This is a genomic window from Marinobacterium mangrovicola, assembly GCF_004339595.1.
GTDB lineage: Bacteria > Pseudomonadota > Gammaproteobacteria > Pseudomonadales > Balneatricaceae > Marinobacterium_D > Marinobacterium_D mangrovicola.
This window is the reverse complement of record NZ_SMFU01000008.1, coordinates 153,134-179,005: the sequence shown is the minus strand read 5'-3', so window position 1 is coordinate 179,005 and position 25,872 is coordinate 153,134. Positions and strand designations below refer to the sequence as shown.

23 protein-coding genes and 5 tRNA genes are annotated in these 25,872 nt (G+C 57.1%); 6 read left to right on the top strand and 22 right to left on the bottom strand.

What is annotated here, in order from left to right; translation table 11 throughout:
* Positions 1 to 46: 46 nt before the first annotated feature.
* The 4 genes from flgC to CLV83_RS09345 form a co-directional block, all read right to left on the bottom strand.
* Positions 47 to 481, bottom strand: a complete 435-nt coding sequence (gene flgC, locus CLV83_RS09360; RefSeq protein WP_132290943.1) for a flagellar basal body rod protein FlgC — start codon at positions 479 to 481, stop codon at positions 47 to 49.
* Between the two features lie 2 nt (positions 482 to 483).
* Positions 484 to 882, bottom strand: coding sequence for a flagellar basal body rod protein FlgB (flgB, locus tag CLV83_RS09355; RefSeq protein ID WP_132290940.1), 399 nt, complete (start codon positions 880 to 882; stop codon positions 484 to 486).
* Positions 883 to 1,064: 182 nt separating this feature from the next.
* A complete protein-coding gene (locus tag CLV83_RS09350) occupies positions 1,065 to 1,904 on the bottom strand; it encodes a CheR family methyltransferase (RefSeq protein WP_132290936.1) in 840 nt (279 codons plus the stop codon).
* A gap of 14 nt (positions 1,905 to 1,918) precedes the next feature.
* Positions 1,919 to 2,857 carry a chemotaxis protein CheV gene (locus tag CLV83_RS09345; protein ID WP_132290933.1) on the bottom strand — a complete coding sequence of 313 codons (939 nt, stop codon included), beginning with the start codon at positions 2,855 to 2,857 and terminating at the stop codon, positions 1,919 to 1,921.
* Between CLV83_RS09345 and flgA the strand changes: the two genes are divergently transcribed.
* The 4 genes from flgA (at position 2,856) to CLV83_RS09325 (ending at position 4,774) form a co-directional block, all read left to right on the top strand.
* Positions 2,856 to 3,635, top strand: a complete 780-nt coding sequence (flgA, locus tag CLV83_RS09340; RefSeq protein WP_132290930.1) for a flagellar basal body P-ring formation chaperone FlgA — start codon at positions 2,856 to 2,858, stop codon at positions 3,633 to 3,635. The genes CLV83_RS09345 and flgA overlap by 2 nt on opposite strands.
* Positions 3,636 to 3,815: 180 nt before the next feature.
* The gene (gene flgM, locus CLV83_RS09335; RefSeq protein ID WP_132290927.1) at positions 3,816 to 4,142 is read left to right on the top strand and encodes a flagellar biosynthesis anti-sigma factor FlgM; all 327 of its coding nucleotides are present in this window, start codon (positions 3,816 to 3,818) and stop codon (positions 4,140 to 4,142) included.
* A gap of 20 nt (positions 4,143 to 4,162) precedes the next feature.
* Entirely contained in the window at positions 4,163 to 4,651 is a 489-nt protein-coding gene (locus CLV83_RS09330) for a flagella synthesis protein FlgN (protein WP_132290924.1), read from the top strand.
* Positions 4,652 to 4,699: 48 nt separating this feature from the next.
* A tRNA-Arg gene (locus CLV83_RS09325) sits at positions 4,700 to 4,774 on the top strand.
* 61 nt (positions 4,775 to 4,835) lie between these two features.
* Here CLV83_RS09325 and CLV83_RS09320 read toward each other — a convergent pair.
* The gene (locus CLV83_RS09320; RefSeq protein ID WP_132290921.1) at positions 4,836 to 6,434 is read right to left on the bottom strand and encodes a response regulator; all 1,599 of its coding nucleotides are present in this window, start codon (positions 6,432 to 6,434) and stop codon (positions 4,836 to 4,838) included.
* Positions 6,435 to 6,762: 328 nt separating this feature from the next.
* Here CLV83_RS09320 and CLV83_RS09315 point away from each other — a divergent pair, with 328 nt between their 5' ends.
* Positions 6,763 to 7,683 carry a histone deacetylase family protein gene (locus CLV83_RS09315; RefSeq protein ID WP_132290918.1) on the top strand — a complete coding sequence of 307 codons (921 nt, stop codon included), beginning with the start codon at positions 6,763 to 6,765 and terminating at the stop codon, positions 7,681 to 7,683.
* Positions 7,684 to 7,820: 137 nt separating this feature from the next.
* Here the strand turns inward: CLV83_RS09315 and CLV83_RS09310 are convergent, their stop codons facing one another.
* The 14 genes from CLV83_RS09310 to CLV83_RS09245 form a co-directional block, all read right to left on the bottom strand.
* Positions 7,821 to 9,122 (bottom strand): sodium ion-translocating decarboxylase subunit beta, encoded by a 1,302-nt coding sequence (locus tag CLV83_RS09310; protein ID WP_132290915.1) that lies wholly within the window; start codon positions 9,120 to 9,122, stop codon positions 7,821 to 7,823.
* 20 nt (positions 9,123 to 9,142) lie between these two features.
* Positions 9,143 to 10,930, bottom strand: a complete 1,788-nt coding sequence (oadA, locus tag CLV83_RS09305) for a sodium-extruding oxaloacetate decarboxylase subunit alpha (protein ID WP_132290912.1) — start codon at positions 10,928 to 10,930, stop codon at positions 9,143 to 9,145.
* A 46-nt stretch (positions 10,931 to 10,976) separates the two neighbouring features.
* Positions 10,977 to 11,228, bottom strand: a complete 252-nt coding sequence (locus tag CLV83_RS09300; protein WP_132290909.1) for an OadG family protein — start codon at positions 11,226 to 11,228, stop codon at positions 10,977 to 10,979.
* A 455-nt stretch (positions 11,229 to 11,683) separates the two neighbouring features.
* Positions 11,684 to 13,159 carry a tRNA uracil 4-sulfurtransferase ThiI gene (gene thiI / locus CLV83_RS09295; protein WP_132290906.1) on the bottom strand — a complete coding sequence of 492 codons (1,476 nt, stop codon included), beginning with the start codon at positions 13,157 to 13,159 and terminating at the stop codon, positions 11,684 to 11,686.
* Between the two features lie 26 nt (positions 13,160 to 13,185).
* Positions 13,186 to 13,262 (bottom strand) — tRNA-Arg (locus CLV83_RS09290).
* 30 nt (positions 13,263 to 13,292) lie between these two features.
* Positions 13,293 to 13,369, bottom strand: a tRNA-Arg gene (locus tag CLV83_RS09285).
* A gap of 35 nt (positions 13,370 to 13,404) precedes the next feature.
* Positions 13,405 to 13,481, bottom strand: a tRNA-Arg gene (locus tag CLV83_RS09280).
* A gap of 4 nt (positions 13,482 to 13,485) precedes the next feature.
* Positions 13,486 to 13,574: transfer RNA gene (locus tag CLV83_RS09275), tRNA-Ser, on the bottom strand.
* Between the two features lie 127 nt (positions 13,575 to 13,701).
* Positions 13,702 to 13,893: a carbon storage regulator CsrA gene (gene csrA / locus CLV83_RS09270; protein WP_132290904.1), complete on the bottom strand. Its 192-nt coding sequence runs from the start codon at positions 13,891 to 13,893 to the stop codon at positions 13,702 to 13,704.
* Between the two features lie 169 nt (positions 13,894 to 14,062).
* Entirely contained in the window at positions 14,063 to 15,298 is a 1,236-nt protein-coding gene (locus CLV83_RS09265; protein WP_132290901.1) for an aspartate kinase, read from the bottom strand.
* A gap of 52 nt (positions 15,299 to 15,350) precedes the next feature.
* A complete protein-coding gene (alaS, locus tag CLV83_RS09260) occupies positions 15,351 to 17,948 on the bottom strand; it encodes an alanine--tRNA ligase (RefSeq protein WP_132292636.1) in 2,598 nt (865 codons plus the stop codon).
* Between the two features lie 248 nt (positions 17,949 to 18,196).
* Positions 18,197 to 18,682 carry a regulatory protein RecX gene (locus tag CLV83_RS09255; RefSeq protein WP_132290898.1) on the bottom strand — a complete coding sequence of 162 codons (486 nt, stop codon included), beginning with the start codon at positions 18,680 to 18,682 and terminating at the stop codon, positions 18,197 to 18,199.
* Between the two features lie 71 nt (positions 18,683 to 18,753).
* Positions 18,754 to 19,803, bottom strand: coding sequence for a recombinase RecA (gene recA, locus CLV83_RS09250; protein ID WP_132290895.1), 1,050 nt, complete (start codon positions 19,801 to 19,803; stop codon positions 18,754 to 18,756).
* Positions 19,804 to 19,910: 107 nt separating this feature from the next.
* Positions 19,911 to 20,387: a CinA family protein gene (locus tag CLV83_RS09245; RefSeq protein WP_132290892.1), complete on the bottom strand. Its 477-nt coding sequence runs from the start codon at positions 20,385 to 20,387 to the stop codon at positions 19,911 to 19,913.
* A gap of 418 nt (positions 20,388 to 20,805) precedes the next feature.
* Here CLV83_RS09245 and CLV83_RS09240 point away from each other — a divergent pair, with 418 nt between their 5' ends.
* A complete protein-coding gene (locus CLV83_RS09240; RefSeq protein WP_132290889.1) occupies positions 20,806 to 22,674 on the top strand; it encodes a methyl-accepting chemotaxis protein in 1,869 nt (622 codons plus the stop codon).
* Positions 22,675 to 22,867: 193 nt separating this feature from the next.
* Here the strand turns inward: CLV83_RS09240 and CLV83_RS09235 are convergent, their stop codons facing one another.
* The 3 genes from CLV83_RS09235 to CLV83_RS09225 form a co-directional block, all read right to left on the bottom strand.
* A complete protein-coding gene (locus CLV83_RS09235) occupies positions 22,868 to 23,890 on the bottom strand; it encodes an ABC transporter substrate-binding protein (protein WP_132290886.1) in 1,023 nt (340 codons plus the stop codon).
* 98 nt (positions 23,891 to 23,988) lie between these two features.
* On the bottom strand, positions 23,989 to 24,987 hold the full coding sequence (locus CLV83_RS09230) for an ABC transporter permease (protein WP_243642350.1): 999 nt from the start codon (positions 24,985 to 24,987) through the stop codon (positions 23,989 to 23,991).
* Positions 24,984 to 25,865, bottom strand: coding sequence for an ABC transporter permease (locus tag CLV83_RS09225; RefSeq protein WP_132290883.1), 882 nt, complete (start codon positions 25,863 to 25,865; stop codon positions 24,984 to 24,986). The genes CLV83_RS09230 and CLV83_RS09225 overlap by 4 nt, the downstream gene beginning before the upstream one ends.
* Between the last annotated feature and the right edge of the window lie 7 nt (positions 25,866 to 25,872).

Here is a 25,872-nt window from a genome sequence, read left to right as displayed (position 1 = left end):
TACCTCTATAAGGCGCGGTCGCTATCAAGAGCTATCGTCGCCGGATTTACTGCCCAAGCGTCAGCGTACGCTGCAGCATCTGCTTGGCGGTATTCATGATCTCCGTATTGATCTGGAAAGAGCGGGAGGCGGAGATCATATCTGCCATCTCTTCCACAACATTTACATTGGGGTAGTACACGTAGCCGTTTTCGTCCGCCATGGGATGGCTGGGCTCATAGGCCATTCGCAGAGGCGCATCGCTTTCGACGATCCCTTCCACGTTCACGCCCTGCCCCGGTACCAGACCGGCTTCGGCGGCTGCATAGTCATCGGCGGTCGGCTGCTGCACGGTGAACACCGGCTTGCGGGCACGATAGGTCTCGCCCTCGCTGGAGCTAACGCTCTCGGCGTTGGCCAGGTTACTTGCAGTGGTGTTCAGACGGATGCTCTGCGCATTCATGGCAGAACCGGCGATACCAAATACGTTAGACAGTGACATGCTTACTCACCTTTTACTGCGTTCATCAGACCCGTGAATTTGCTGTTGAGGAAGGTAAAGGAACTCTGAAAACGGATGGCGTTATCGGTGTAGCGTGCCATCTCTTCCTGTACCTCAACAGTGTTGCCGTCGACCGAGGGCTGATGCGGATTACGGAACATCAGCTCAGCGGCAAAGTCGGGCTCGATAAATTCGCTGTTGTGCCCTGTAGAGGTGGTCTCGAGCTCCATGCTCATGGCGTCCTGCTCACCGCGCAGTACCGACGCAAAATCGATATCACGCGCCTGAAAGCCCGGCGTGTCAGCATTGGCGATGTTATTGGCCAGCACCTCGGCACGGCGTGCACGCAGCAGCAGTGCGTCGTCGTGAATACCCAGTGCAGAATCGAAACTGATGGCCATGAAGCTCTCCTCTTGGTTGCTCATTAAGTAAAGCAAATGGCGTACCAGAGTGAGAAAGCGGCGCTATCACGGGTGATGTAGAACAGGAGGGTGAAGCAATGACTTTCAGAGCGGCAACCCGGTGCCTCTAACCGGCGGCAAGAGCTGCCGCCTTGCCGCCTTTGCCGGCTAACAAAGCGGCGTCAAATCGCCTGGTAGATAATACCCGGACGACAGTGGATCATTTTGTAGATATCGGACAAACCGGAGAGAGACTCAGACGCGCCCAGCAGCAGATAACCGCCCGGACGCAGCTGACGCCGCATCTTGCGCAGAATCTCCAGCTTCACATCGGAAGAGAAGTAGATCAGCACGTTACGGCAGAAGATGATATCGAACTGGCCAAGCGCGCCGTATTGGCCCAGCAGATTCAGGCTCTGAAAGCGCACCCGGGACTTGATACCGGCCTGCACCTGCCAGGAACCATCGGAAGACGAGTTGAAATACTTCTTCAACCGCTCCTGAGACAAGCCTCGGCTCAACGCCAGCATCTCATACTCGCCTCGCTTGGCCTGCTCGAGCACCTGGGTTGAAATATCGGTGGCGAGAATCTCTTCACCGGAGCTGAGCATGCCGGGGTTGGTCCGCTTGAACTCATCGATCACCATGCTGATCGAATAGGGCTCCTGACCTGTAGAGCAGGCGGCAGACCAGATTCTCAGCTTCTGAAACTTACGCTCCGAGGCGATCTCCGGCAGCAACCGTTTGGCAAGAATATCGTAGGGGTGGATATCTCGAAACCAGAGGGTTTCGTTGGTGGTCATCGCATTGATGACATTTTCTTTCAGCGCATTACCGCCTGGGCGCTTGAGTCTGTCGACCAGATCCTTCAGCGACCCGCAGGCCTGTTCACGCATGATTTTGCTGAGACGACTCTGCACCAGGTATTGCTTATGTTCCGCCAGCAGAATTCCGCAGCTCTCTTCGAGAAACTTACTGAACTGGCGGAAATCTTCTGTGGTGATACTGAAAGCGTGAGTCACCGTTGCACCTGCCCTCAGGCTTCACGAATCTGGTTGATACGGTTGACCACAACCGACGCCAGATCGTTAGGGTTAAATTTGGCGAGGAAGCCATCCGCTCCCACTTTTTTAACCATCGAGACGTTAAAACCGCCGCTGAGCGAGGTGTGCAGCACCACATGCATACGCTGCATGCGGGTGTCTTCCCGAATCATCGCGGTCAGGGTATAGCCATCCATCTCCGGCATCTCGATATCGGAGATAACCATCAGGAAAGCTTTCTCAACGTCGATCTCTTTGTCTGCCATACCGCGCAGCAGATCCCAGGCCTGCTTGCCGTTGTTGGCCGAGGTCACCTTAACGCCGAGACTCTCCAGGGAGCGTTGCATCTGGTTCCTGGCCACCGCGGAGTCATCGACGATCAGGACATGGTACTGCTGAGCCTGCTGTCGTACCTGGCTGTTTGCCACCTCTTCGCTGACGTCCGTCGGCATCGGATAGAGATCGGCGAGAATCTGCTCGACATCGAGGATTTCGATCAGCTTGCCTTCGTGCTCGAAAACAGCGGTGAGGTAGTTTTCGGAACCGATCTCTGCCGGCGGCGGCATGATCTGATCCCATTGTGTATTGAAGATCCGATCGACCTTGCGCACAAGAAATGCCAGGGTACGTCGGTTATACTCGGCGACGATCAGGAAGCACTTGAGCTGGTCTTCTTCCGGGATCGGCTTACGTCCGATCGCTTCGGACAGATCCAACACCGGAATAGTCTCGCCACGAATGTGCGCCATCCCCTTGATCGCGGTGGTCTGACGAGGCACTTCCGTCAGATCGGGACACTGCAGAACCTCTCGAACTTTGAATACGTTAATACCGTATTTCTGCGACGTCTCCAGACCGAAAAGGAGCAGCTCCAGCCGGTTCTGCCCTACCATCTGGGTGCGTAGGTTTACACTATCCAAGATACCTGACATGATCGATCCAAACCCCAAGGCCAGCGTAGTAATGCCCTATAGAACAGCCCTGCATAATCAGGACTCAGGCGTGAACTTCCGCAATATAATACTTTTTGGTGTGCTCATCGCCACCTTTCTGGCTTTCCCCTCAAGATCCTCTTTCGCGGCCAGCGACATCAACTCTGACATAGAGAATCAGGTCAAGTCGACCATTGAGGAGACTTACCGCTCAAGAGTACCAGATAGTCGCACAAAGGTAACAGTAAACCCCACCAACCGTACACTTTCTCTGACACCCTGCGCTCACAGTCTAGTTATCGATCTGCCCTTCGCCAGCGGAGAGCGTGTTACTGCCAAGGTCAGCTGCTCATCTCCCCGCCCCTGGAGCCTGTTCGTCACAGCCCGTGTCGAACAATTTATCGACGTGGTGACCGCACGCCGGCCGATTCCCAGAAATACCAAGATCCAGGCCGGGGCGCTGACACTGAGCGAGCAAAATGTGATGCGCCTGCGCGGGGATTACTTTACACGGCTTCAGGATGTGGCCGGACAAACCGCCCGCACACCGATCGACAATGGTGAAGTTATCTCTCCACGGGTGCTTGAGGCTACGCTGGCCGTGCGCCGGGGCGACCAGATCACACTTGAGGCTCGTAAAGGCAGCCTGGTAATTCGGACCAAAGGCGTCGCGCTCGAGGATGGGCACCTCAATCAGCAGATAGATATCAAAAACCTGCGCTCAGGACGCGAGTTAAGGGGCACCGTCACAGCTCCCGGCACGGTCAGGATGGACTAAGCCCTGCTTAATTGCCGCCGGTTGGCCCTCGTCAGCGCTCAGGTTATACTGACACCACAGTCATCAAGGGACCTGATTTCAGAGTCTCCGATGATTTTTGTCAGTTTTTTTTAAAATTCGCCTAAAGTTTCCGACCGGCTAACCGATACCCTTAGCTGTAACAGATAAGAGGTATGTAAGATGGCAATCGATCTAACCACCCTTTCCAACGCTCAGAGTAGCAACGGACGGGGCAACAGGGTCAGCAATGAGCAGCAGAACACTGCCGGTAACGCCGGTGGGACGGGCGCCGCTCAGCCATCGGTCCAGCAGGCATCAGCAGATACAGTCAAGATCAGTGATGCAGCCCAAGCAATTCAGGGCGCTGCTAAGAGCCTGGAGTCTGAGCCGGAAGTGAACAGTGATCGCGTGGCCGAACTCAAGGCTGCGATCGATAGTGGCGATTATAAAGTAGATGCTGAGCGCGTCGCAGACCGCATGCTCGCATTCGATTCCCTGTTCAGTTAAGCCTACTCAGCGGCCGACCGATGCCCAACCCGCAGATTTCAGCGCAACTCCACCCTCTGATTACTCAGGGCGTGGAGCTTTTGCGCGAGCTCGATTCACTGCTGGCGGAAGAACGCCAGGCTCTGGAAAAGCGTAATCTGGATGCCATCCAGAAAACCACCGAGCTCAAAGCAGATCTGCTCAACCGCGTCGGCGCGAACTTCAATGAACGTCACAGTGCTATGGAAGCCGCAGGGATAGAACTCTCCGCCGAGGGGTGGGACAGCTTCATTGCCGATCTGCCGGTGACAGAAGCCAAGCCACTGAGCGACGCCTGGACCGAGCTTGACCAGTTACTCGAGCAGGTGCAGAAAGCCAGCCAGATCAACCAGCAGCTGGTGCACCGCGGACAGGAAAATACCGCACGGCTACTGAGCCTGCTGCAGGGCAAAAACCAGAAAAGCGAGCTCTACGGCCGCTCGGGTGCGCGCAATAACTTCAGCACCCAAAGCCGCATCGGCAAAGCCTGAAGCCTCCCACTGGCGACATCCTCTCTTTGCCGTTACAATGCGCGCCGTCTCCCCATAGTTCAATGGATAGAACAAACCCCTCCTAAGGGTTAGATCGGGGTTCGAATCCCTGTGGGGAGACCACTATTTCTTTTCCGCTTAACCTCGCTCACGCCGTTCCACGTTACGTCCTTTGAGCACGCTTTCAGCGCAGCAACACCGCCAATGAGCCGGCCGGCAAGCCATCTACAGGCAGTTGCCGCAACTCCTTAAATCTGTTCAAACGCTCCGTCGTCGTCGCATCCAAGGGCAGCTGCTGGGTCAAACGCAGATAGCGATCCACCATCTTCAAACGCTCTTCGCGACGGTTCACATTATCCCTGGCGGATTCCAGATAAAGCTGGGCCAGATTCAGCAGCGCGACGGGATAGCCCGGATCATATTCAATCGCGAGACCAAAATAGCGCGTCGCCTGAGAGAGCTTACCCGCCATGTAGTGCTTGATGCCCAAACGATTCACCTTGGCCGCCATCTCAGCATCCCGACGAACCGCCGACTGGGCCGGTGTCGGCTGAGGTTCCAGAACCGGCACTTTGTCGCCACTGAGAACCAGGTCCGCGCGGGCCAGGTCCATGGGGTTATCCAACGCCTGGTTATAGCGCTGAGCCTCTTTCTGAAAACGATTAACCTCGTCTTCCTCTCCCAGATCACCGGCCAGCTTCCCACGCAGCAGCGCTGACTTCACCTTCAAGGCAGGATCCTTGGGAAAGTTATACTCAGCGTTGTTAAGCAGAGTATCGAACTCATTACGCAACTCGATGCTACGGCGCGCATCCGCGCCCTGCATCTCAAGCCGACGCACATTGGCAAGACGCAGAAACGGCTCAGGCGAACGGAAACAGCTGCGCCGGCCAAGCACGATGGAGCGCTTGTACGCACCCTCCGCTGTTTCCAGCGCTTTGGACTGGGTTGCGACTCGGCCCAGCTCCATCTGCCTGGGAATACCCAACGGCGCCTTTTGGGTCGCCTCTTTCAGGGTTTCCCGGGCGTCATGCAGCATGCCGTTACTCTCATGGACCTTAGCCAGGAGATCAAAGGCTGCAATCAATAAGGGGTGAGACTCGATCAGGCCGTTGAGCAGTTCCTCGGCGTCACTGAGGCGCTCCAGGCGACAAAGCGCTTCCGCAAGCAGCAGCCCTGTGTCCTTGTCATCATCTTTCCAGTACTGCCGCTCAAGCTCTTCGCAGGCCTGCTGAGTGCGACCCAGATCGATCAGGCAGCGGGCACGCAGACGCATCGCCTGCTCATAGCAGGGATCGGAGCGGGGAATATCACGACAAGCATCGACGGCCGCTTCAAGATCTCCGATCTCGATCGCCTGCTCCACCGGAAACAGCGTCCGTTTGCGGAGCACCAGCTGATCCAGACGCTGTTTAAGCTCTTCCACTGAAAAGGGCTTGGTCAGCAGAAAGTCTGGACGGCTGTCGATAGCGTGAAGCACCAACTCCTGGGAGGCATCGGAGGTCATAAAAATCCAGCCGGCCGTGGGGCGGATATAGCCCCGATAGCGGGCTTCTTCAAGAATCTGGGCACCGCTGACCATATCGCTGCTGTTATGCCCCAGCAGAATGATGTCGAACGCCTCCTCTCGAATCATCTCCAGCACACGCTCGCTGACCGTGGTCGCCCTCAGGTTCTGGACGCCCAGCTCACGCAGCATATAAAAGATGGTCGAGCGCATATTGCCGCTGCTATCTACGAGCAGGACATTTTTGTCGGAGTAGTCGATTTTCGGCGGAGCCACTAGCGTATTCGCTCACCCTGTTGAACCGGGCAAAGCCAGTTCCAAAGATGGAAGTCAGGAATTCAAACGCCAGTATACAGAGAGTTAGGGAAGCTAAGAAGAATGGGCCGGAGGCGGAAAAAGAAAAGGCACCGATGTCGGGTGAAAACATTCGGTGCCAAAGACAGTTCTATGCTGTAAGTGCAGATTACTCTGCGGACGGCCGCAGCGTTATGACCTGAGTCAACAAAGACAAACGAGTGACAAAAGCAGCTTTAAGACCTTCGCCTTAAAGGCAGTGAAGCGCATTTGTAATAAGATGGAAGCAGATGGGAAGTAGGAACTAATAATGACAACAGCATACATCAGCCATCAGGACTGCAGCCTTCACAACATGGGCCCGGAACATCCGGAGAGTCCCATACGCCTGCACGCCATTCAGCGGGTACTGGAGCGCTCCGGCCTTATCGACCAGCTGCTGTCTCTGCAGGCTCCCCATGTGGAGGCGGAGCAGATCAAACGGGTACATGCAGAACTTCACCAGACCCGCCTCGAGATGAAGCTTCCCAGTGAGGGCGTCGTCTATACCGACGAAGACACAGCTCTCTGCCCAGACTCATTGCACGCTGCAAGCCTGTCCGCCGGTGGCGCCGTGCTTGCCACCGACCAGGTGCTCTCTGGCCAGGTCAAAAACGCGTTTGTCGCTACTCGTCCGCCTGGCCATCACGCCGAATTCAAGGCCGCCATGGGCTTCTGCTTCTACAACAACGTCGCGATTGCCGCAGCACACGCGCTGGCACACGAAGGGATTGAACGGGTCGCGATTCTGGACTTCGACGTGCACCACGGCAACGGCACTGTGGATATCTTTAAGGACCGGCCGGAAGTACTGGTTTGCTCCACCTTTCAGCACCCCTTCTATCCGGAACGCTACTGCGAAATAGACCGCCCCAACATCATCAACTGCCCTCTTCCCGCCTTCAGTCCTGCCAGCGAATGGCGCGAAGCAGTAGAAACACGCTGGCTCCCGGCGCTGGAGGAACACAAGCCCGATATGATTTTCATATCCGCCGGCTTTGATGCCCACAAGGAAGACCCCATGGCCGATCTGAATCTGGAGGAGGAAGATTACCGCTGGGTCACCGAACAGCTGATGGCAGTGGCAAACAAACACTGCAACGACCGCCTGGTCTCAGTGCTTGAAGGGGGCTACAACCCGATCGCCCTGGCGTTCAGCGTACTGGCCCACCTGGAAGCGTTATCAGCCTAAGGCACCGAGCGAAAAGCATCGCGACGGGGGCTCCACTCCTATGAAAAAGACCAGGAAGCGCGAGCTGTTCGGGCAGTGGATAGAACGAAAAAGGGCTGCCAAATGGCAGCCCTTTTCTATGCGTTCGTGCGCTGAAATCAGCCGACGAACTTGATCATCACACCGGCCGCAACTGCAGAGCCGATAACACCAGCCACGTTCGGACCCATGGCGTGCATCAGCAGGAAGTTCTGCGGGTTGGCTTCAAGGCCGATCTTGTTGGATACGCGAGCAGCCATCGGCACCGCGGATACACCCGCCGAACCGATCAGCGGGTTGATCGCATCACCACCCTGCATCTTGTTCATCAGCTTCGCCATCAGTACACCACAGGCAGTACCGATGCCGAAGGCGATAACACCAAGAACCAGAATGCCAAGTGTTTCCAGATCTAGGAACTTGTCAGCGCTCAGCTTGGAGCCCACAGACAGACCCAGGAAGATGGTCACAATGTTGATCAGCGCGTTCTGGGCAGTATCACTCAGACGATCGACCACACCACATTCACGCATCAGGTTACCGAAGCAGAACATACCCAGCAGCGGTGCCGCATCCGGCAGCAGTAGAGCAACCAGAATCAGCAGCAGAATCGGGAAGAGGATCTTCTCGGTTTTCGACACATGACGCAGCTGATGCATCTTGATCTTACGCTCAGACTCGGTGGTCAGCGCGCGCATGATCGGCGGCTGAATCATCGGCACCAGAGCCATGTAAGAGTATGCGGCAACGGCGATGGCACCCAGCAGATGCGGAGCCAGCAGGCTAGCCACGTAGATCGCTGTCGGACCATCAGCACCACCGATGATGCCGATAGCGGCCGCATCCTGGATGGAGAAGTCCATCACGCCGGTCATGCTCAGAGCTACCGCACCCAACACGGTGGCAAAGATGCCGAACTGAGCAGCAGCGCCCAGGAACAGCGTCTTCGGATTCGCCAGCAGCGGACCAAAATCGGTCATGGCGCCAACACCCATGAAGATGATCAGCGGCGCAGCACCAGAGGCGATAGCCACGCTGTAAAAGTTATACAGCATGCCGTTGTTGTAGCCGGAGTCCAGCGCCACATCAGTGGCAGCCGTGTGCGCGGAGTGCGATGCAGTCTTATAGGCATCGAGCACCGCATGGGGATCGGCAGAGTCGACACCCAGTGCACTGGCCAGACCAGCCAGCACTTCCGGCTTGGCAAAGTGGATGGCATTTTCCACCGCCGAGAACGCCAGACCCGCTTCCGGGATATTGGCGAGGATGCCACCGAAACCGATCGGCACCAGCAGCAGCGGCTCAAAGTTCTTGCGGATCGCAAGAAAGAGCAGCACCAGGCCGATCGCCATCATCAGCGCCTGACCGGGGCTGATGTTATAGATCCCCGATGCCACCCATAGATCGAGTAGTTTATCCATTACTCACACCTTTCGTGGCTTCAGGCCAGAGTGACCAGAGAATCGCCTACCTGTACGGCATCACCCTCTTTAACATCAACGGAAACAATGCTGCCGGCACGGGCCGCACGGACTTCGGTTTCCATCTTCATCGCTTCCAGGATTACCAGCACGTCGCCTTCCTGAACCGCCTGACCGGCGCTGACCATCACTTTCCAGATGTTACCTGCCAGAGGGGCCGGTACTTCTTCACCCGGGCCTGCAGCCGGTGCAGCGGCGGGCGCAGGAGCGGCGGCCGGTGCGGCTGCCACGTTGGAGATATCGCCACCTTCAGCCACCTGAACCACGTAGTTCTGGCCGTTTACGGTGATGGTGTAGACTTCCGGTCCGGATTTCTTCGGTGCTGTCATGGCTTTTGCGTCCTCAAGCGTCGGGGCAGGTTCAAAGGCGTCGGGGTTACCACGGTTTTCCAGGAATTTCAGGCCGATCTGCGGGAACAGCGCATAGGTCAGAACATCATCGATCTGATGCTCGCCCTGCTCCAGTTTGATCCCCTTCTGCCCGGCAATCTCTTTCAGCTCAGCGCTGAGTTTGTCCATCTCGGCTTCCAGCAGGTCCGCCGGACGGCAGGTGATCGGCTCGGCACCAGCCAGAACACGCTCCTGCAGATCAGCGTTGTAAGGCGCAGGTGCTGCACCGTACTCACCCTTGAGGATACCCTGAACTTCTTTGGAGATGGTCTTGTAGCGCTCGCCCATCAGGACGTTGATCACAGACTGGGTACCGACGATCTGAGAGGTCGGCGTCACCAGCGGGATAAAGCCCAGGTCTTCGCGTACGCGCGGGATCTCCGCCAGCACTTCATCAAACTTGTCGGCTGCGCCCTGCTCTTTCAGCTGGCTTTCCATGTTGGTCAGCATGCCACCCGGCACCTGAGCAACCAGGATGCGGGAATCGGTACCGCGCAGAGAGCCTTCGTACTTGGCGTACTTTTTCCGTACTTCACGGAAATATGCAGCAATCTCTTCCAGCTGAACCAGATCCAGGCCGGTATCGCGATCGGTACCCTGTAGCGCAGCTACAACGGATTCGGTTGCGGTGTGACCGTAGGTCATGGACATGGAGGAGATCGCGGTATCAACGCGGTCGATACCGGCTTCCACCGCCTTGAGGATAGTCATGTCGGAAAGACCCGCCGTAGCGTGGGCGTGCAGCTGCACTTCCAGGCCGGTCTGGGCTTTCAGACGGGAAACGAGATCGAAAGCACCGTAAGGCGTCAGGATACCGGACATATCCTTGATACAGATGGAGTCAGCGCCCAGATCTTCCAGTGTCTTGGCGTACTCGACCCAGTTCTCAACGGTGTGCACCGGGCTGGTGGTGTAAGAGATAGTGCCCTGGGCATGCTTGCCGGTCGCCTTGACCGCCTTGATGGCGGTTTCCAGGTTACGCGGATCGTTCATCGCATCGAAAATTCGGAACACGTCGATACCGCTGGCAGCGGCGCGCTCAACGAACTTTTCAACGACATCGTCGGCGTAGTGGCGGTAGCCCAGCAGGTTCTGGCCGCGCAGCAGCATCTGCTGACGGGTGTTGGGCATGGCAGCCTTGAGCTCACGGATACGGGTCCAGGGATCTTCGCCAAGATAGCGAATGCAGGAATCGAAGGTCGCTCCGCCCCAGCTTTCAAGTGACCAGTAACCGACTTTGTCGAGTTTTTCTGCGATCGGCAGCATGTCGTCCAGTCGCAGGCGAGTGGCAAACAGGGACTGATGCGCATCTCGCAGTACGACGTCGGTAATGCCTAGTGCTTTCTTTGCGTCGGACATGGGATTGGCCTTATCTCAATCTCGTTTATGATTATTTGTACGCTACTTACGAGCGATACTTCTTGATGGCAGCCGTCATCACAGCAACCAGTTCGTCGTTATTCGCACTTGCGCCAGCGCTTGGTGCTGCCGCAGCCGGCTTACGTGCTGTCGCTGCTTTGGCGACGGGCGCCGGGGCGTACTTGTTCACCAGTTTCGACATGACGCCGGTGCTGATCACCAGCAGCGTCAGGAAGACAAAGACGAACCCCATACCAAAGACCATCAGTTCCAGGCCTTCCGATAAAAGATTATCCATCTATGGGTGCTCCTGTTCGTTACATAACCCTTTCGCCCATTTCGGCTTGTGGCCGCGCCGGTCACATCGCTTGTGCCCGAACCGGCATGGACGGATGAATCGGCAAGTGACTGATACTTGAACACAAGTAAAGCAACGTAACCGAGCGGCTATTCTATCCCGAACTCTATGGGTAAAAGCAAGATTAAGGAGGATATGTAATTTTTTTACAGAAATTCGACGACATTCAGTGCAAAAGTCGTTTTTGCACTCTGTCAGGGAAAGGCTATCAGTGGAGATAAAAGAAGGTAGGCAGTGGGGCGATCCCTGTCAATATTGGGATACGTACCCGACTACCCTGTTTGCGACAGGATATTGATTCCGGTCACTCCGGACGCCCGCAAGCGCCCGGTCCTAGTTTGTAGCACGGTTACGCAGGGGTAACCATGAAAACCTAATGCCCGGTCGGCTTGGGCTTACTTGCTGGTCGCCGGACGATAAACGCCGATATTGCTGAATCCTTTTTCTACCAGATTCTGAGCGTGCATCTGACTCATCACCCCCTTCTCGCAATACAGCAGGTACTCACGTTCGCCATCCAGCGTTTTGATCTCGGTTTCCAGGTTGTAAAACGGGATCTTGAGAATCTTGCAGCCGGGCAGGTTCAGCGGTTTGCGCTCCTCTTCATGGGGTGCGCGGATATCGATAATCGACTGGTTGGCGTCAACACGGGTCAGCGCCTGGATCTCGGAGTTAATGTTCTGGTTTTCCACGATTTCATCGATGGAGATCACTTCCGCCTGGGTCAGCGCGCGCTCCAGCACCTCGAAATCGAAACCGGACTCTTCTCGCTCGACACGCTCCTTACGGGCGGCTGTGGTCGGCTTGTCAGAGATCACACCACAAAACTCCGGCATGGCACTGGCAAACTCGAAACAGCCGATCTGACGGCTATGTTCGATAATATCCGGCTTATCCATAGTCACCAGCGGACGGATCACCAGATGCTCGGCCACGTTGTCGATCAGGTTCAGGTTGGGCAGCGTTTGACTGGAGACCTGGGCGATGCTCTCGCCGGTGACCAGCGCAGGCAGTTTCATGCGATCAGCCACCTTGTCCGCCGCACGCATCATCATCCGCTTAAGCACGACACCCATGTGCGAACGATCAACGCTCTGCAGAATTTCGCCCACCACCTCTTCGAACGGCACGGTAATAAACTTAACGCGCGCAGAGGAGCCGTAGCGCTTCCACAGGTACAGAGAAACCTGTTTCACACCTATTTCATGGGCATGACCGCCCAGATTGAAAAACAGGAAGTGGGTTTTGCAGCCGCGGCGCATGGTCATCCACGAGGCAACGATCGAGTCGAAACCACCCGAGATCAATGACAGCACCGGCTCCTGAGTACCCAGCGGGTAACCGCCCAGGCCCTGATGGATATCGGTGACGATAAACAGGCGATCATCACGCACCTCAAGGTCAACCCAGACCTCGGGCTTGTGCACATCAACACCGGCTGCTTCAGTGTGCTGACGTAGCCCGCCACCCACGTAACGCTCCATCTCCACCGAGGTGAACTCATGCTTGCCGGAACGGCGTACACGCACCTTGAAGGTCTTTCCCTTGAGCTTCTCGGCATAGGCGTCACGAGTACGCTCATAGGCCTGATGAAAGTCTTCCAGCGGATGCTGCTCAACTTCCAGAAAGGTCTGGATACCCGGGATACGCTTCAGCGCATCGACCAGGTCATCACGCAGGGTTGCCGGCATGATGGACAAGCCGCCTTCGTAGACCACCTCGATCTTGTCCCAGAAGCCACTGACTTTCACTTCGGGATGGATACGACCAAGAATAATCTGGATGTTGTTCTGGAGACGTGCGATCAAGCGCTTACGGACAGGCCGGCTCTTGATGGTAATCTCGGGAAAGAGCTTAATGATGAATTTCATGGGGCGACATGTGGGGGAGTTAGAAGTGGCGCGCCCGAGAGGATTCGAACCTCTGACCGCCTGGTTCGTAGCCAGGTACTCTATCCAGCTGAGCTACGGGCGCATTGCCGAAACGGATTCAACGATCAAAGGATGGCGCGCCCGAGAGGATTCGAACCTCTGACCGCCTGGTTCGTAGCCAGGTACTCTATCCAGCTGAGCTACGGGCGCACACTTGAAAGCTTTACCGCATGTTGTCCATTTAATGGCGCGCCCGAGAGGATTCGAACCTCTGACCGCCTGGTTCGTAGCCAGGTACTCTATCCAGCTGAGCTACGGGCGCTAAATGGCGGTGAGAGAGGGATTCGAACCCTCGATACCCAGGAGGTATACACCCTTAGCAGGGGTGCGCCTTCAGCCACTCGGCCATCTCACCTTGACAACGGCGCGTATACTACAAGACTGATTTTCAAAAGGAAAGCACTAATTTGAAAAAAATCTGGACGGTCAAAAAACGACCAGCTTCCAGCCCTGCAAAGAGGCGTATCACGCCTCTTTAGGGATCAGTCCTGAGACTCCTCCTGGTCACCTTTCTCGCGCTGAATGCGCTGATAGATCTCTTCACGGTGTACAGACACATCCTTCGGCGCGTTTACACCGATACGGACCTGGTTGCCTTTGACGCCCAGCACGGTCACAGTGACCTCATCGCCGACCATCAGGGTTTCGCCAACGCGGCGGGTAAGAATCAGCATGGGTGGATCTCCTTATTACGTCCTGTGGGCGCTGACCTTTTGATACATCCTGGCTTACATCCTGGCTGCATGAACTATGCACTTAAGCATATACCACAGAGTCTGCAAGCTTCACTAAGTTCAGAATGCTCTTATATGCACTATAGCCCAAAAGGTCAGCAAGTCGTTTTTATTCGCAGACAGTATCCGCGTTGTCCAGGTTAAACGCCGTATGGAGGGCTCGAACCGCCAGCTCCATGTACTTCTCAGCAATCACCACAGAGACCTTGATCTCGGATGTGGAGATCATCTGAATGTTGATGTTTTCCTGCGCCAGGGCGTCAAACATCTTGCTCGCCACGCCCGCGTGAGAGCGCATTCCTACACCGACAATAGACACCTTGGCGATCTTGCTGTTACCAGCATGACTGCGAGCGCCCAGCTCCGCCACAATCTTTTCGAGAATAGTCTGAGCACGCTCGAAATCGTTGCGGTGAACGGTAAAGGTGAAGTCGGTGGTCTGATCGGCACCCACGTTCTGGACGATCATGTCGACTTCAATGTTCTCACGACTGATCGGCCCCAGGATACGGGATGCTACACCCGGAATATCGGGCACACCCACCACCGTCAGCTTGGCTTCGTCACGGTTGAACGCGATGCCGGAAATAACGGGTTTTTCCACTGTCTCTTCTTCCTCTATTGTGATCAGCGTGCCAGGGCCGTCCTGAAAACTGGACAGCACGCGAAGCGGCACCTTGTACTTGCCGGCGAACTCCACCGAGCGAATCTGCAGCACTTTCGAGCCAAGGCTGGCCATCTCCAGCATCTCCTCGAAGGTGATCCTGTCAAGACGACGGGCGCCGGCAACGACACGCGGGTCAGTGGTATATACGCCATCCACATCAGTATAGATCTGACATTCGTCGGCTTTCAGCGCCGCTGCCAGAGCCACACCGGTAGTGTCTGAACCACCACGGCCCAGGGTAGTGATATTGCCCTGCTCGTCTACGCCCTGGAAACCAGCGACGATCACCACACGACCCGCTTCCAGGTCGGTGCGCATACGCTGGGTTTCGATATCCTGGATACGCGCCTTGCTATGCGAGCTGTCGGTCAGGATTCTGACCTGACCGCCGGTGTAGGAGCGCGCATCAACACCGCGTTTTTTCAGCGCCATGGCCAGCAGCGCGATGGTGACCTGTTCACCGGTAGAGACCAGCACATCCATCTCGCGACGATCGGGAGTATCCTGAATCTCATTGGCCAGGCCGATCAGACGGTTGGTTTCACCGCTCATCGCGGAGACAACCACCACTACATCATCGCCGCGCTCGCGGAACCCTTTGACCTTCTCCGCGACCGCCTCTATGCGCTCCACAGAGCCTACGGAAGTGCCGCCGTATTTCTGAACGTATAACGCCATTTTCTGTATCTATTCCCAAACGGCGCCCCTGCCAGAGCGCCTTTTGCCAATCTTAGAGTGCCTGGGATACCAGCTCCGGCACCGATTCCAGCGCCGCCGGCATGGCCGATGCGTCGGTTCCGCCACCCTGCGCCATATCCGGGCGACCACCGCCCTTACCACCCAGCTTAGCTGCCAGATCACGCACCAGATCGCCAGCCTTAACGCGGTCGGTCAGATCCTTGGTGACGCCAGCGGCAACACTGACTTTTTCGCCCTGGGCGGTCATCAGCACGACCACGCCGCTACCCAGTTTGTTCTTCAGCTGATCAATGCTGTCACGCAGAGACTTGGCCTCAACGCCTTCCAGCTTGGCCGCAAGCACCTTGATGCCCTGGACCTCGATCACCTGGTTAAGCAGATCACCACTGGCGGCAGAGGCCAGCTTGGCGGTGAGTCGCTCAATCTCTTTTTCCAGCTGACGGTTGCGGTCATTCAGGTTACGCACCTTTTCCACTACCGAGTCACGGGTCCCTTTCACCAGGGAGGAGAGATCGCCGACCACGGCTTCGGTAGCGCGGAACCAGTTCAGCGCGGCCTTGCCGGTAACCGCTTCGATACGGCGCACGCCAGAAGCGATACCGCTTTCTGAAACGATCTTCATCAGGGCGATATCGCCGGTACGGCTGGCGTGGGTACCTCCGCAGAGTTCGACGGAGAAGCCGTCTTCACCCATGCTCAGCACACGCACTACTTCGTCGTACTTCTCGCCGAACAGCGCCGCAGCACCCTTGGCCTTGGCTTCGTCGATCGGCATCACCTCGGTGGTCACCTCAGTGTTGGCGCGAATCTGAGCGTTGACGATATCTTCAACCCGCTGCAGCTCTTCGTCGGTCACGGCCTCAAAATGAGAGAAGTCGAAACGCAGACGATCTTCGTTAACCAGAGAGCCTTTCTGCTGTACGTGGCTGCCGAGCACAATGCGCAGCGCTTCATGCAGCAGGTGGGTCGCAGAGTGGTTCAGCGCCGCCGCACGACGTTTTTCCACATCGATCTCGGTGGCAACGCTGTTGCCAACTTCCAGTACACCTTCGGCCACTTCACCGTGGTGCAGGTGAACCTTGCCCTCTTTGGTGCAGTCGCCCACGTTGAACAGGCCGCGATCCCAGCGGATCACACCGCTGTCGCCCACCTGACCACCGGACTCGGCGTAGAAGGAGGTGTTTTCCAGAACCACAGTGCCGCGCTCACCAGCGCTCAGCTGACTGACCGGTTCGCCATCGCGGAACAGGCCGACCACTTTGGTCTGGTCTTCAAACGCTTCGTAGCCGGTGAAGCGGGTTTCGCCATCCACCTCGATACGGGCGTTGTAATCCACGGAGAACTGACCGGAGGCGCGCGCTCTTTCACGCTGCTTCTGCATCTCGGACTCAAAGCCATCCATATCCAGGGTGACTTCGTGCTCTCGGGCCACGTCGGCGGTCAGGTCCACCGGGAAGCCGTAGGTGTCGTACAGACGGAATACGGTTTCACCGGGCAGCACCTTGCCATCCAGATCGGCAATCGCCTGCTCCAGCAGTGACAGACCGTTATCCAGGGTGCGGGCAAACTGCTCTTCCTCTTTGAGAATGACGCGTTCAACCTGCGCCTGCAGCTCTTTCAGTTCCGGATAGGCTTCACCCATCTCGGCCACCAGCGGAGCCACCAGCTTGTGGAAGAAGGTACCCTTGGCACCCAGTTTGTTACCGTGACGCACGGCACGACGCAGAATGCGGCGCAGCACGTAGCCGCGGCCTTCATTGGACGGCAGCACGCCATCGATAATCAGGAAGGCGCAGGAACGGATATGGTCCGCAATCACGCGCAGTGACTTGGCGGTAAGATCCTGCCAGCCCAGCACCTCGGCCGCGGCCTTGAGCAGGTTCTGGAACAGATCGATCTCGTAGTTGCTGTGTACCTGCTGCATCACCGCAGCGATACGCTCCAGTCCCATACCGGTATCGATGGACGGCGCTGCCAGCGGCGTCATCTCACCATCGGCGGAGCGGTTGAACTGCATGAAAACCAGGTTCCAGATCTCGATGTAACGATCACCATCTTCATCCGGGCTGCCTGGAGGGCCACCCGCCACTTCCGGGCCGTGATCGTAGAAGATCTCTGAGCAAGGACCGCAAGGGCCGGTATCGCCCATGGACCAGAAGTTGTCTTCGTCCAGCTTGGAGAAACGCTCGGGATCGGCGCCGATCTCCTCTTTCCAGATCTTTTCCGCTTCATCATCGGTGTAATGCACGGTGACCCAGAGTTTCTCTTTCGGCAGACCCAGCACCTCGGTCAGGAAGGTCCAGGCGAACTTGATAGCGTCACGTTTGAAATAATCACCGAAGCTGAAGTTACCCAGCATCTCGAAGAAAGTGTGGTGACGGGCGGTGTAGCCGACGTTTTCCAGGTCGTTGTGCTTACCACCGGCACGCACGCAACGCTGCGAAGTGGTCGCACGGCTGTAGGAGCGCTTGTCGGTTCCCAGGAAAACATCCTTGAACTGAACCATACCTGCGTTGGTGAACAGCAGGGTCGCGTCGTTACCGGGCACCAGCGGGCTGGAGGGAACAACCTCATGCCCATGCTCGTTAAAGTAGTTCAGGAACGCCTGGCGAATTTCGGCACTCGTCATGTATTTCATCTGAATAAACCGTTTTCCTAGTTTCCTATTGCTGCGTATAACAGCGGGAATGTCTCTGGCGCAGCCGCCGAACTCAAACACCAGTACTTGTGCCTGGTTATTCGATTCGCGTTTTCGCGCCCTGGCGCGTGCAAACACCGCAAAAAATGGCGGAACAGTATATAACGTGTCTGTTTTTTGTTCGAATACTTTTAGCGGCTGAAAAGCGGCAGATTCAAGGCATTCAGCGCCGAAAACGCTCAGTCTTCGTTCACTTCCAGCGCATACCGGATCTCGTCAAAGCCGAATCCGCGCCCCTGAAGATGACGCACCCGTTTCGCTTTCTCTTTCATATCCGTCACAGGGCGCCCTCCGTACTTGCGTTCAGCCAGCTCTCTGGCCTGTTCAAACCAGTCCACGTCTTCCTCTTCCAGTACCTGTTCAACCAGCGCCGAGGCGATCCCCTTGTTCTGCAAATCAAAGCGGACGCGGCGCTCGCCATAGCCCTGGCCGACTCGCTGGCGGAGAATCATACCGGCACAGCGCAGATCGCTCTGGTAGCCATCTGCCGCCATACGATCGAGCACTTTCTGCAGCAGCTCCTGTTCAGCAACACGACTGCGAAAGCGGCTTTCAAGCTCATGACGACTGTATTCCCGCCGCGCCAGCAACTGGATAACCGCTTCTACCAGCGCCGATTCGGTTTCGATCAGTTTGTCACTTTTTCTTTTTCCCTGGCCAAACATAAATCTCGCCACCTCCAGAACGCAGAAAAGGCCCCGAAGGGCCTTTTTCATTCTATATCGCTGCGTCGAACTTAAAATTCAAGTTCAGCGTTTTTATCAGCGTCTTCTTTGCCGGCTTCTTCTTTCGGCTTAGCCACATTGAGCAGCTCGGCACGAATAGCGGTTTCGATCTCATCCGCCACTTCCGGGTGCTCTTCCAGGTAGCGTGCCGCATTGGCTTTACCCTGGCCAATCTTATTGCCCTGGTAAGCGTACCAGGCGCCGGACTTATCGATCAGCTTCTGCTGCACGCCCAGATCGATCACCTCGCCCATGTGATAGATACCGGCGCCGTACATGATCTGGAACTCGGCCTGACGGAACGGCGGGGATACCTTGTTCTTAACCACTTTAACGCGGGTTTCGTTACCGACAACCTCATCGCCCTGCTTGACCGCACCGGTACGACGGATATCCAGACGCACTGAAGCGTAGAACTTGAGCGCGTTACCACCGGTGGTGGTTTCCGGGGAGCCAAACATAACGCCGATCTTCATACGGATCTGGTTGATGAACACTAGCATGCAGTTGGCCTGCTTGACGTTACCGGTCAGCTTACGCAGCGCCTGGGACATAAGACGCGCCTGCAGGCCCACGTGAGAATCGCCCATCTCGCCTTCGATTTCCGCCTTCGGTACCAGCGCTGCCACGGAGTCGACGATGATCACATCAACCGCGCCGGAGCGAGTCAGCATGTCGGTGATTTCCAGCGCCTGCTCACCGGTATCCGGCTGGGAGACCAGCAGCTCGTCCACATTCACGCCCAGCTTTTCAGCGTACTGCGGATCCAGCGCGTGCTCGGCATCGACGAACGCACAGGTTTTGCCCTGCTTCTGCGCCTGGGCGATCACCTGCAGGGTCAGTGTGGTTTTACCGGAGGATTCAGGACCGTAAATCTCAACGATACGACCGTAAGGCAGACCGCCTATGCCCAGCGCGATATCCAGGCCGAGCGAACCGGTCGAAACAGCCGGAATCGCCTCACGGGGCTGGTCGCCCATGCGCATGACCGCGCCCTTACCGAACTGACGTTCAATTTGCGATAGCGCCGCATCAAGCGCCTTCTTTCTGTTATCGTCCATCACTCAACCTTTATCAAAGCCAGAGCTTTTATCGAGAGCCGTAAAAGCCGGTTCAAAATACTGTATACCTGACCAGTATTATTCCAGAAAAAGGTTAATTTGCAACCTCAGTCGGGGAGATAGGCCAACAGCCCCTCAAGCGCCTGAATCACGGCCTGTCGGCGCACCGTCTCGCGGTCACCATGAAAAAAACTCAAGCAGGTAACCGTGGGTTTTCCGCGCACGGCCCAAGCCAGCCAGACCGTACCCACAGGTTTCTGTTTCGAGCCGCCATCGGGGCCGGCGATGCCACTGATCGCCACCGAGATATCAGCACTGGAGTTAGCCAGGGCACCCTCAGCCATCTGGGCTACGACCGGTTCGCTGACCGCACCGTACTGCTCCAGCGTTTCCGCTTTCACCCCGAGCATCCGCTGTTTGGCATCGTAGGAGTAGCTGACAAAGCCCCCCTCAAACCAGGCCGAACTGCCCGGAATCGCCGTCAATGCCTCGGCAACCCAACCGCCGGTGCAGGACTCAGCGGTAATCGCCGAAGCCCCGGCCTTCAAAAGTGCTTCTCCAACACTGCGCGCCAGTGCTTCCATACTCCCCCCATCGTTCTAATTATGCGCCGCACTCTTCTGCGTATTTATGTTTGCGACGCTCTTTATAAGACTTTAGTCGAACCAGTATATAAGCCATTACGACGATGACCAGCCCCGATTGCACGCAGGCCCGTCGATACCACCCAGGCAGTCTTTATCGAACCATCCCGGCTCCCCGCGTCTTTCCGGAAGTCTGACCCGAAATTCCATCCAGCGCGCGATAAAAGCCTCACCGCAAAGGTATTTTTAAATAAATGTCATATATACAGGACAAAATTGCATGACAAATACATTTTAATCGCTACACTTTCGCCCCCTTTAAACAGGCCCTCAGTTGCGCCGACGCTGTGCCTCGATCGGTCGTTAAAGGGCGGAACAAAACCAAAGCCGCAGATACAGCCGGAGACCTCGCCCCACTATGACCCTTTCATTTCGACAGCGGTTACTCATTCCCATACTGGCCCTATTGCTGGTCGGCCTGATCAGCCTGGGACTGTCGGCTAACCGAATGTTAAACAACGAGGTTCAGCAAGCCACGCAAAGTGAGATCAATAGCACTTTACGCACGGCACACACGTTTATCGATGGCTGGCTGAAGGCGAAAGGCGATGTACTTGCAGCGCTGGCGCAACACCTTGATAGAGACGAGCAGCGCTGGCCAGAGGCCCTGACCCTGGTACGGGACGCCGCCGGCTACGACCTGACCTATGTGGGAACAGGAACGGGAGAAATGATCCAATCCCGGCCTGCCCCGCCGCTGCCGGAAGGCTATGATCCGCGTAAGCGACCCTGGTACGCAGCGGCCAAGCGAAGCGGACAACTCACCGTTACCGAGCCCTACATGGGCGCCAGCCCGGCAGTGCCGCTTATCTCCCTGACAAGCCCTCTTAAGAACGGCAGTGATGGCGTACTCGCCGGAGATATTCAGCTGGCGTCATTGACACAGGAGCTGCTCTCCCTGGAGACACGCTGGAATTCACAGCTCTGGCTGATAGGCGCATCCGGTAAGCTGATCGCCCACCCCAACGAAGACCACTTCCAGACTCCGGTTGACGCCCTGATTCCTACCGACCAGCTACCCAAGGCTCAGGGTGAGATCAGCACGCTTCACTACCAGGGTCGTGACTGGTTTATCGCCACTGAAACGCTGCCGGATACCGGATGGCGGCTACTGCTTCTGGTCGATAAAAAAGAGGCAACCGTGGCTCAGAGTGAGCTGGTCTGGCAGCTGGGCGGTATAGGCCTCGCCATTATGGTAGTTGTTGCCGTGGTGATGCTGGTGCTGGTCGGCTACCTCACCCAGCCTCTCAAGCGCCTGGCAAGCCTGATGAACGACATCGCCACCGGCGACGGCGACCTGACCCAGCGCCTGACGGTAGAACGAAACGACGAGCTCGGCCAGGTCAGCCTGGCGTTCAACCAGTTCATCGAACGCCTCCAGACCACGATCAGGGAAGTCATCCAACTGACGCTGCGCCTGAACGATGACGCCCAGACCTCAGCGGAACAAAGCCGCCTGACACTGACCAAGGTGGATCATCAACAGCACGAGCTGTCGCAGCTCTCAGCGGCGGCCGAGCAAATGTCAGTGGCCACCAGCGAGATCGCCAGCAATGCCGAACTGACCGCCGACGCCGCACAAAACGCAGCAGACTCCACCCGGGTCGGCCTGAATGTGGTTGAAGAGAACCGCGCAGGCATCGACCGTCTGGCGCAACAGGTGAACCAGGCCGGCGGAGTGATCGGCGAAGTGGAGGAACAGGTAAATAGCATCACTGGCATTCTTGCCACCATCCAGGGAGTGGCCGAACAGACCAACCTGCTGGCACTTAACGCAGCGATTGAGGCAGCGCGTGCCGGCGAGCACGGCCGCGGTTTCGCCGTGGTTGCAGAAGAAGTACGCAGTCTCTCCAGCCGCACACACGAGTCCACTGAAGAGATTCACGCCATGATCGAAGCGCTGAAGCAGGTCACTCAACAGGCGGTCAGCGGTATGAAATCCAGCGAGTCCATGGCTCACGAGAGCGTGGAAAAGGCCGTCCAGGCTGCGGACAGACTGCGTCAGATCGATGAGTCCAATACACATATTCGCGATATGGCGGTACAGATCGCCAGCGCCGTCGAAGAACAGAACGCCGTGTCCTCAGAGATGAGCGGCAATACGGAGCAGATCCGAACGGTATCTGAAGCACTGGCTACCCAGGCTCGCGACGGGCGCGAGCGTGCTACCGAGCTCAGTGAGGTAGCCACCGCGTTGAAAGAACTGACCGACAGATTCCGTGCCTGATCCCCTGGCAGAGGCACTCAGCAGGCAGGCTCTTTTGCTTCTGCATTCAATGCGGTGATAGCAACGGAGCCTCACTACCGCTCCATGAATGAATCCAAGAATGTGATTGGCAAAAGGATTTTTGCTAACAGAAAAAACGAAGCTCCCGGATCGGGAGCTTCTGGTCAGGCTAGCGTATTGGTTCCAGCGTTAATTAAAGGCCCGATTTTTCATACACCTCATGAGTCCAGGCGCCTTCCGGTTTTTTGGTGATAACCGGGGCGGAATCGCCGCTCAGCAGGATATCCACGGTGCGGTCGAACGCAGCCGGATCCAGGTAGCCGATCTCTTTCGGGTTACCTTCCAGCAGCTTGGCCACTTCCTTCGCCATGCGGATCTGGTGATCTTCGGTCTGGGCGCCGGTGTCGTCATACTCCAGTACGATCTCGGCGGCTTCTTCCGGGTGCTCGGCGGCGTATTTCCAGCCCTTCACCGAGGCTTTCAGGAAGCGCGCCAGCTTGTCGACCATTTCCGGGTCAGCCAGTTTCTCTTCGGTGGTGTAGAGGCCGTCTTCCAGCATCGCCACGCCCTGATCTTCATAGCTGAATACGGTCAGCTCTTCCGGCGTCAGACCGCCATCAAGTACCTGGCCATACTCGTTGTAGTTCATGGTAGAGACGCAGTCCGCCTGGCCCTGGAAGATCGGGTCCACGTTGAAGCCCTGCTTCAGCACGGTGACGCCGCCTTCGCTGCCATCGGTGGCGATGCCCAGCTTGGACATCCACGCCAGGAACGGATACTCGTTACCGAAGAACCAGACACCCAGGGTTTTATCCACCACGTCCATCGGCTGCTCGATACCGGAGTCTTTCAGGCAGGTCAGCATCATGCCGGACTTGTTGAAGATCTGGCCGATGTTTACCAGCGGCAGCCCTTTCTCGCGGGAAGCCAGCGCCGCCGGCATCCACTCCACGATCACATCGGCACCGCCACCGGCGATCACCTGCGGCGGCGCGATATCCGGGCCGCCTGGCTTCACGGTCATATCCAGGCCTTCCTCTTCATAGAAGCCCTTTGCCAGCGCCACGTAATAACCGCCGAACTGCGCCTGGGTCACCCACTTCAGCTGCAGCGTCAGCGGGTCCGCCGCCTGCGCCGCTGTTGACATGGAGAGCGTGGAAAGCGCCGAAAAAGCCAGCGTACATCCTGCAATCAGAGAACTGATGTTTTTCTTCATCCTGTGTAGCTCCTGCTTTGACAAACCGTGTTTTGGCTATTTGATTTAAAAACCGTTTTTCTAACCCTGTTTACTAAGCACTGCTGTACGAAGAACGTTTAACCCGCAGCCCGTGTTGAGGGGTGCCAGAAGGTCAGCTTGCGCTCCAGCAGCGCCAGCAGGCCGTAGCTGATCGAGCCGGCCAGAGCAGCGACCAGAATCGTGGCCCAGACCATATCCATGTTCATGCGTCCCACCTCTGTGGAGATGCGAAAGCCCATGCCCACAATCGGCGTACCGAAAAACTCCGCGACGATGGCACCGATCAGCGCCAGCGTGGAGTTGATCTTCAGCGCATTGAAGATGAACGGCAGCGCCGCCGGCAACTGCACATACCAGAGCGTCTGGCGACGGTTGCCGGCATAGGTGTGCAGCAGATTCAGGTGCAGGTTGTCGCTGGCATGCAGCCCGGCCAGGGTGTTCACCAGCATCGGGAAGAAGGTCATGATCACCACGACGGCAGCCTTGGACTGCCAGTCAAAGCCGAACCACATCACCATGATCGGCGCGATACCGACGATGGGGATCGACGACATGATATTGCCGATCGGCATCAGCCCCTTCTGCAGAAACGGGCTGCGATCGATCAGCAGTGCGACGACAAAGCCACTACCGCAGCCGATCAGCCAACCTGCCAGCACCGCCTTGAGCCAGGTCTGGGCGAAGTCCTTGGCCAGGGTTTCCAGCTCGGAAAAGAAGGTGAAGCCGATGGTGCCAGGCGCAGGCAGCAGCACCGAAGGTACAGCAAAGCCGGTGCAGATCAGCTGCCAGAGTACCAGTAGCAGCACGGCAAACAGCGTCGGCACAGCAAGATTCACCGCACGTGCGACCGCTTTCGATTCCGACCGGTCACCCAGGGCGGTCAGCTGTTCCATGGCAAACCAGCCGCCCAACAGCATCAGCGGAATCAGCACCAGCCAGACCGGCTGGCGGCTGTAGGCGCCGGGCTCACCGCCGGTTATCCAGAGGCTGAGAATCAGCGCCGCAGCGCCTGCTGCGATCAACACCAACCGGCTCACCGGCGCACTCTGCGTATTAAAAGTCATAGCGGAGGTCATGCGGCGATCCCCATACGTCGATTGATCTTGCGTTCCATCATGCCGACCAGCGCCACCAGCACCGCGCCGAGCACCGCTGCAACTACCAGGGCCGCCCAGATCTGTACCGTCTGGCCGTAGTAGGAACCACTCAGCAGTCGTGCACCCAGACCGCCCTGAGCACCGGTGGGCAACTCAGCCACGATGGCGCCCACCAGCGAGGCGGCGATGGCGATCTTTAGGCTGGCAAAGAGATACGGCAGCGCCGTGGGCCAACGCAGCTTCCAGAAGAACTCACCGGGCTTGGCACTGTAGGTGGCCAGCAGCTCCATATGCAGTTTGTCCGGCGCCCTCAGCCCTTTCACCATGCCGATGGTGACCGGGAAGAAGGAGAGGTACATGGAGATGATCGCCTTGGGCACCAGGCCGGTGAAGTTCAGCGCCCCCAGCACCACGATGATCATCGGCGCAATGGCGAGAATCGGAATCGTCTGTGAGGTGATCACCCAGGGCATCAGGCTGCGCTCCAGGGTACGGTTATGCACGATGCCGATGGCCAGCACGATGCCGAGCACAGCACCCATCAGAAAGCCGAGCAGCGTGGACGACAGGGTGATACCGGTGTGATAAACCAGCGAGCGCTTGGAGCTGATCTTGGTATCGAAGATCGACTTATACAGCTCCGCCGCGATCTGATCCGGCGTCGGCAGCAGCGGCCGTTTCATCGAATAGGCGTCAGCCAGCAGCTGGCTGAAACTCCAGTCGATATTGCGCCGCTCATAGCCGTTGATCAGCAGATCGCTGTTGAGCCAGAGAGCACCCAGATACCAGAGCACCAGCAGGGCCAGCACCATCAACGTCAGCGCGGCGGCCTGACTTTTGTGAAGCGACTTGAACATCGGTCCG

Coding starts and splice junctions, on each gene's coding strand:
- flgC (WP_132290943.1), bottom strand. CDS start 481: ATGTCACTGTCTAACGTATTTGGTATCGCCGGTTCTGCCATGAATGCG.
- flgB (WP_132290940.1), bottom strand. CDS start 882: ATGGCCATCAGTTTCGATTCTGCACTGGGTATTCACGACGACGCACTG.
- flgA (WP_132290930.1), top strand. CDS start 2,856: ATGATCGATCCAAACCCCAAGGCCAGCGTAGTAATGCCCTATAGAACA.
- CLV83_RS09345 (WP_132290933.1), bottom strand. CDS start 2,857: ATGTCAGGTATCTTGGATAGTGTAAACCTACGCACCCAGATGGTAGGG.
- flgM (WP_132290927.1), top strand. CDS start 3,816: ATGGCAATCGATCTAACCACCCTTTCCAACGCTCAGAGTAGCAACGGA.
- CLV83_RS09330 (WP_132290924.1), top strand. CDS start 4,163: ATGCCCAACCCGCAGATTTCAGCGCAACTCCACCCTCTGATTACTCAG.
- CLV83_RS09315 (WP_132290918.1), top strand. CDS start 6,763: ATGACAACAGCATACATCAGCCATCAGGACTGCAGCCTTCACAACATG.
- CLV83_RS09310 (WP_132290915.1), bottom strand. CDS start 9,122: ATGGATAAACTACTCGATCTATGGGTGGCATCGGGGATCTATAACATC.
- oadA (WP_132290912.1), bottom strand. CDS start 10,930: ATGTCCGACGCAAAGAAAGCACTAGGCATTACCGACGTCGTACTGCGA.
- CLV83_RS09300 (WP_132290909.1), bottom strand. CDS start 11,228: ATGGATAATCTTTTATCGGAAGGCCTGGAACTGATGGTCTTTGGTATG.
- thiI (WP_132290906.1), bottom strand. CDS start 13,159: ATGAAATTCATCATTAAGCTCTTTCCCGAGATTACCATCAAGAGCCGG.
- csrA (WP_132290904.1), bottom strand. CDS start 13,893: ATGCTGATTCTTACCCGCCGCGTTGGCGAAACCCTGATGGTCGGCGAT.
- CLV83_RS09265 (WP_132290901.1), bottom strand. CDS start 15,298: ATGGCGTTATACGTTCAGAAATACGGCGGCACTTCCGTAGGCTCTGTG.
- alaS (WP_132292636.1), bottom strand. CDS start 17,948: ATGACGAGTGCCGAAATTCGCCAGGCGTTCCTGAACTACTTTAACGAG.
- CLV83_RS09255 (WP_132290898.1), bottom strand. CDS start 18,682: ATGTTTGGCCAGGGAAAAAGAAAAAGTGACAAACTGATCGAAACCGAA.
- recA (WP_132290895.1), bottom strand. CDS start 19,803: ATGGACGATAACAGAAAGAAGGCGCTTGATGCGGCGCTATCGCAAATT.
- CLV83_RS09245 (WP_132290892.1), bottom strand. CDS start 20,387: ATGGAAGCACTGGCGCGCAGTGTTGGAGAAGCACTTTTGAAGGCCGGG.
- CLV83_RS09240 (WP_132290889.1), top strand. CDS start 20,806: ATGACCCTTTCATTTCGACAGCGGTTACTCATTCCCATACTGGCCCTA.
- CLV83_RS09235 (WP_132290886.1), bottom strand. CDS start 23,890: ATGAAGAAAAACATCAGTTCTCTGATTGCAGGATGTACGCTGGCTTTT.
- CLV83_RS09230 (WP_243642350.1), bottom strand. CDS start 24,987: ATGACCTCCGCTATGACTTTTAATACGCAGAGTGCGCCGGTGAGCCGG.
- CLV83_RS09225 (WP_132290883.1), bottom strand. CDS start 25,865: ATGTTCAAGTCGCTTCACAAAAGTCAGGCCGCCGCGCTGACGTTGATG.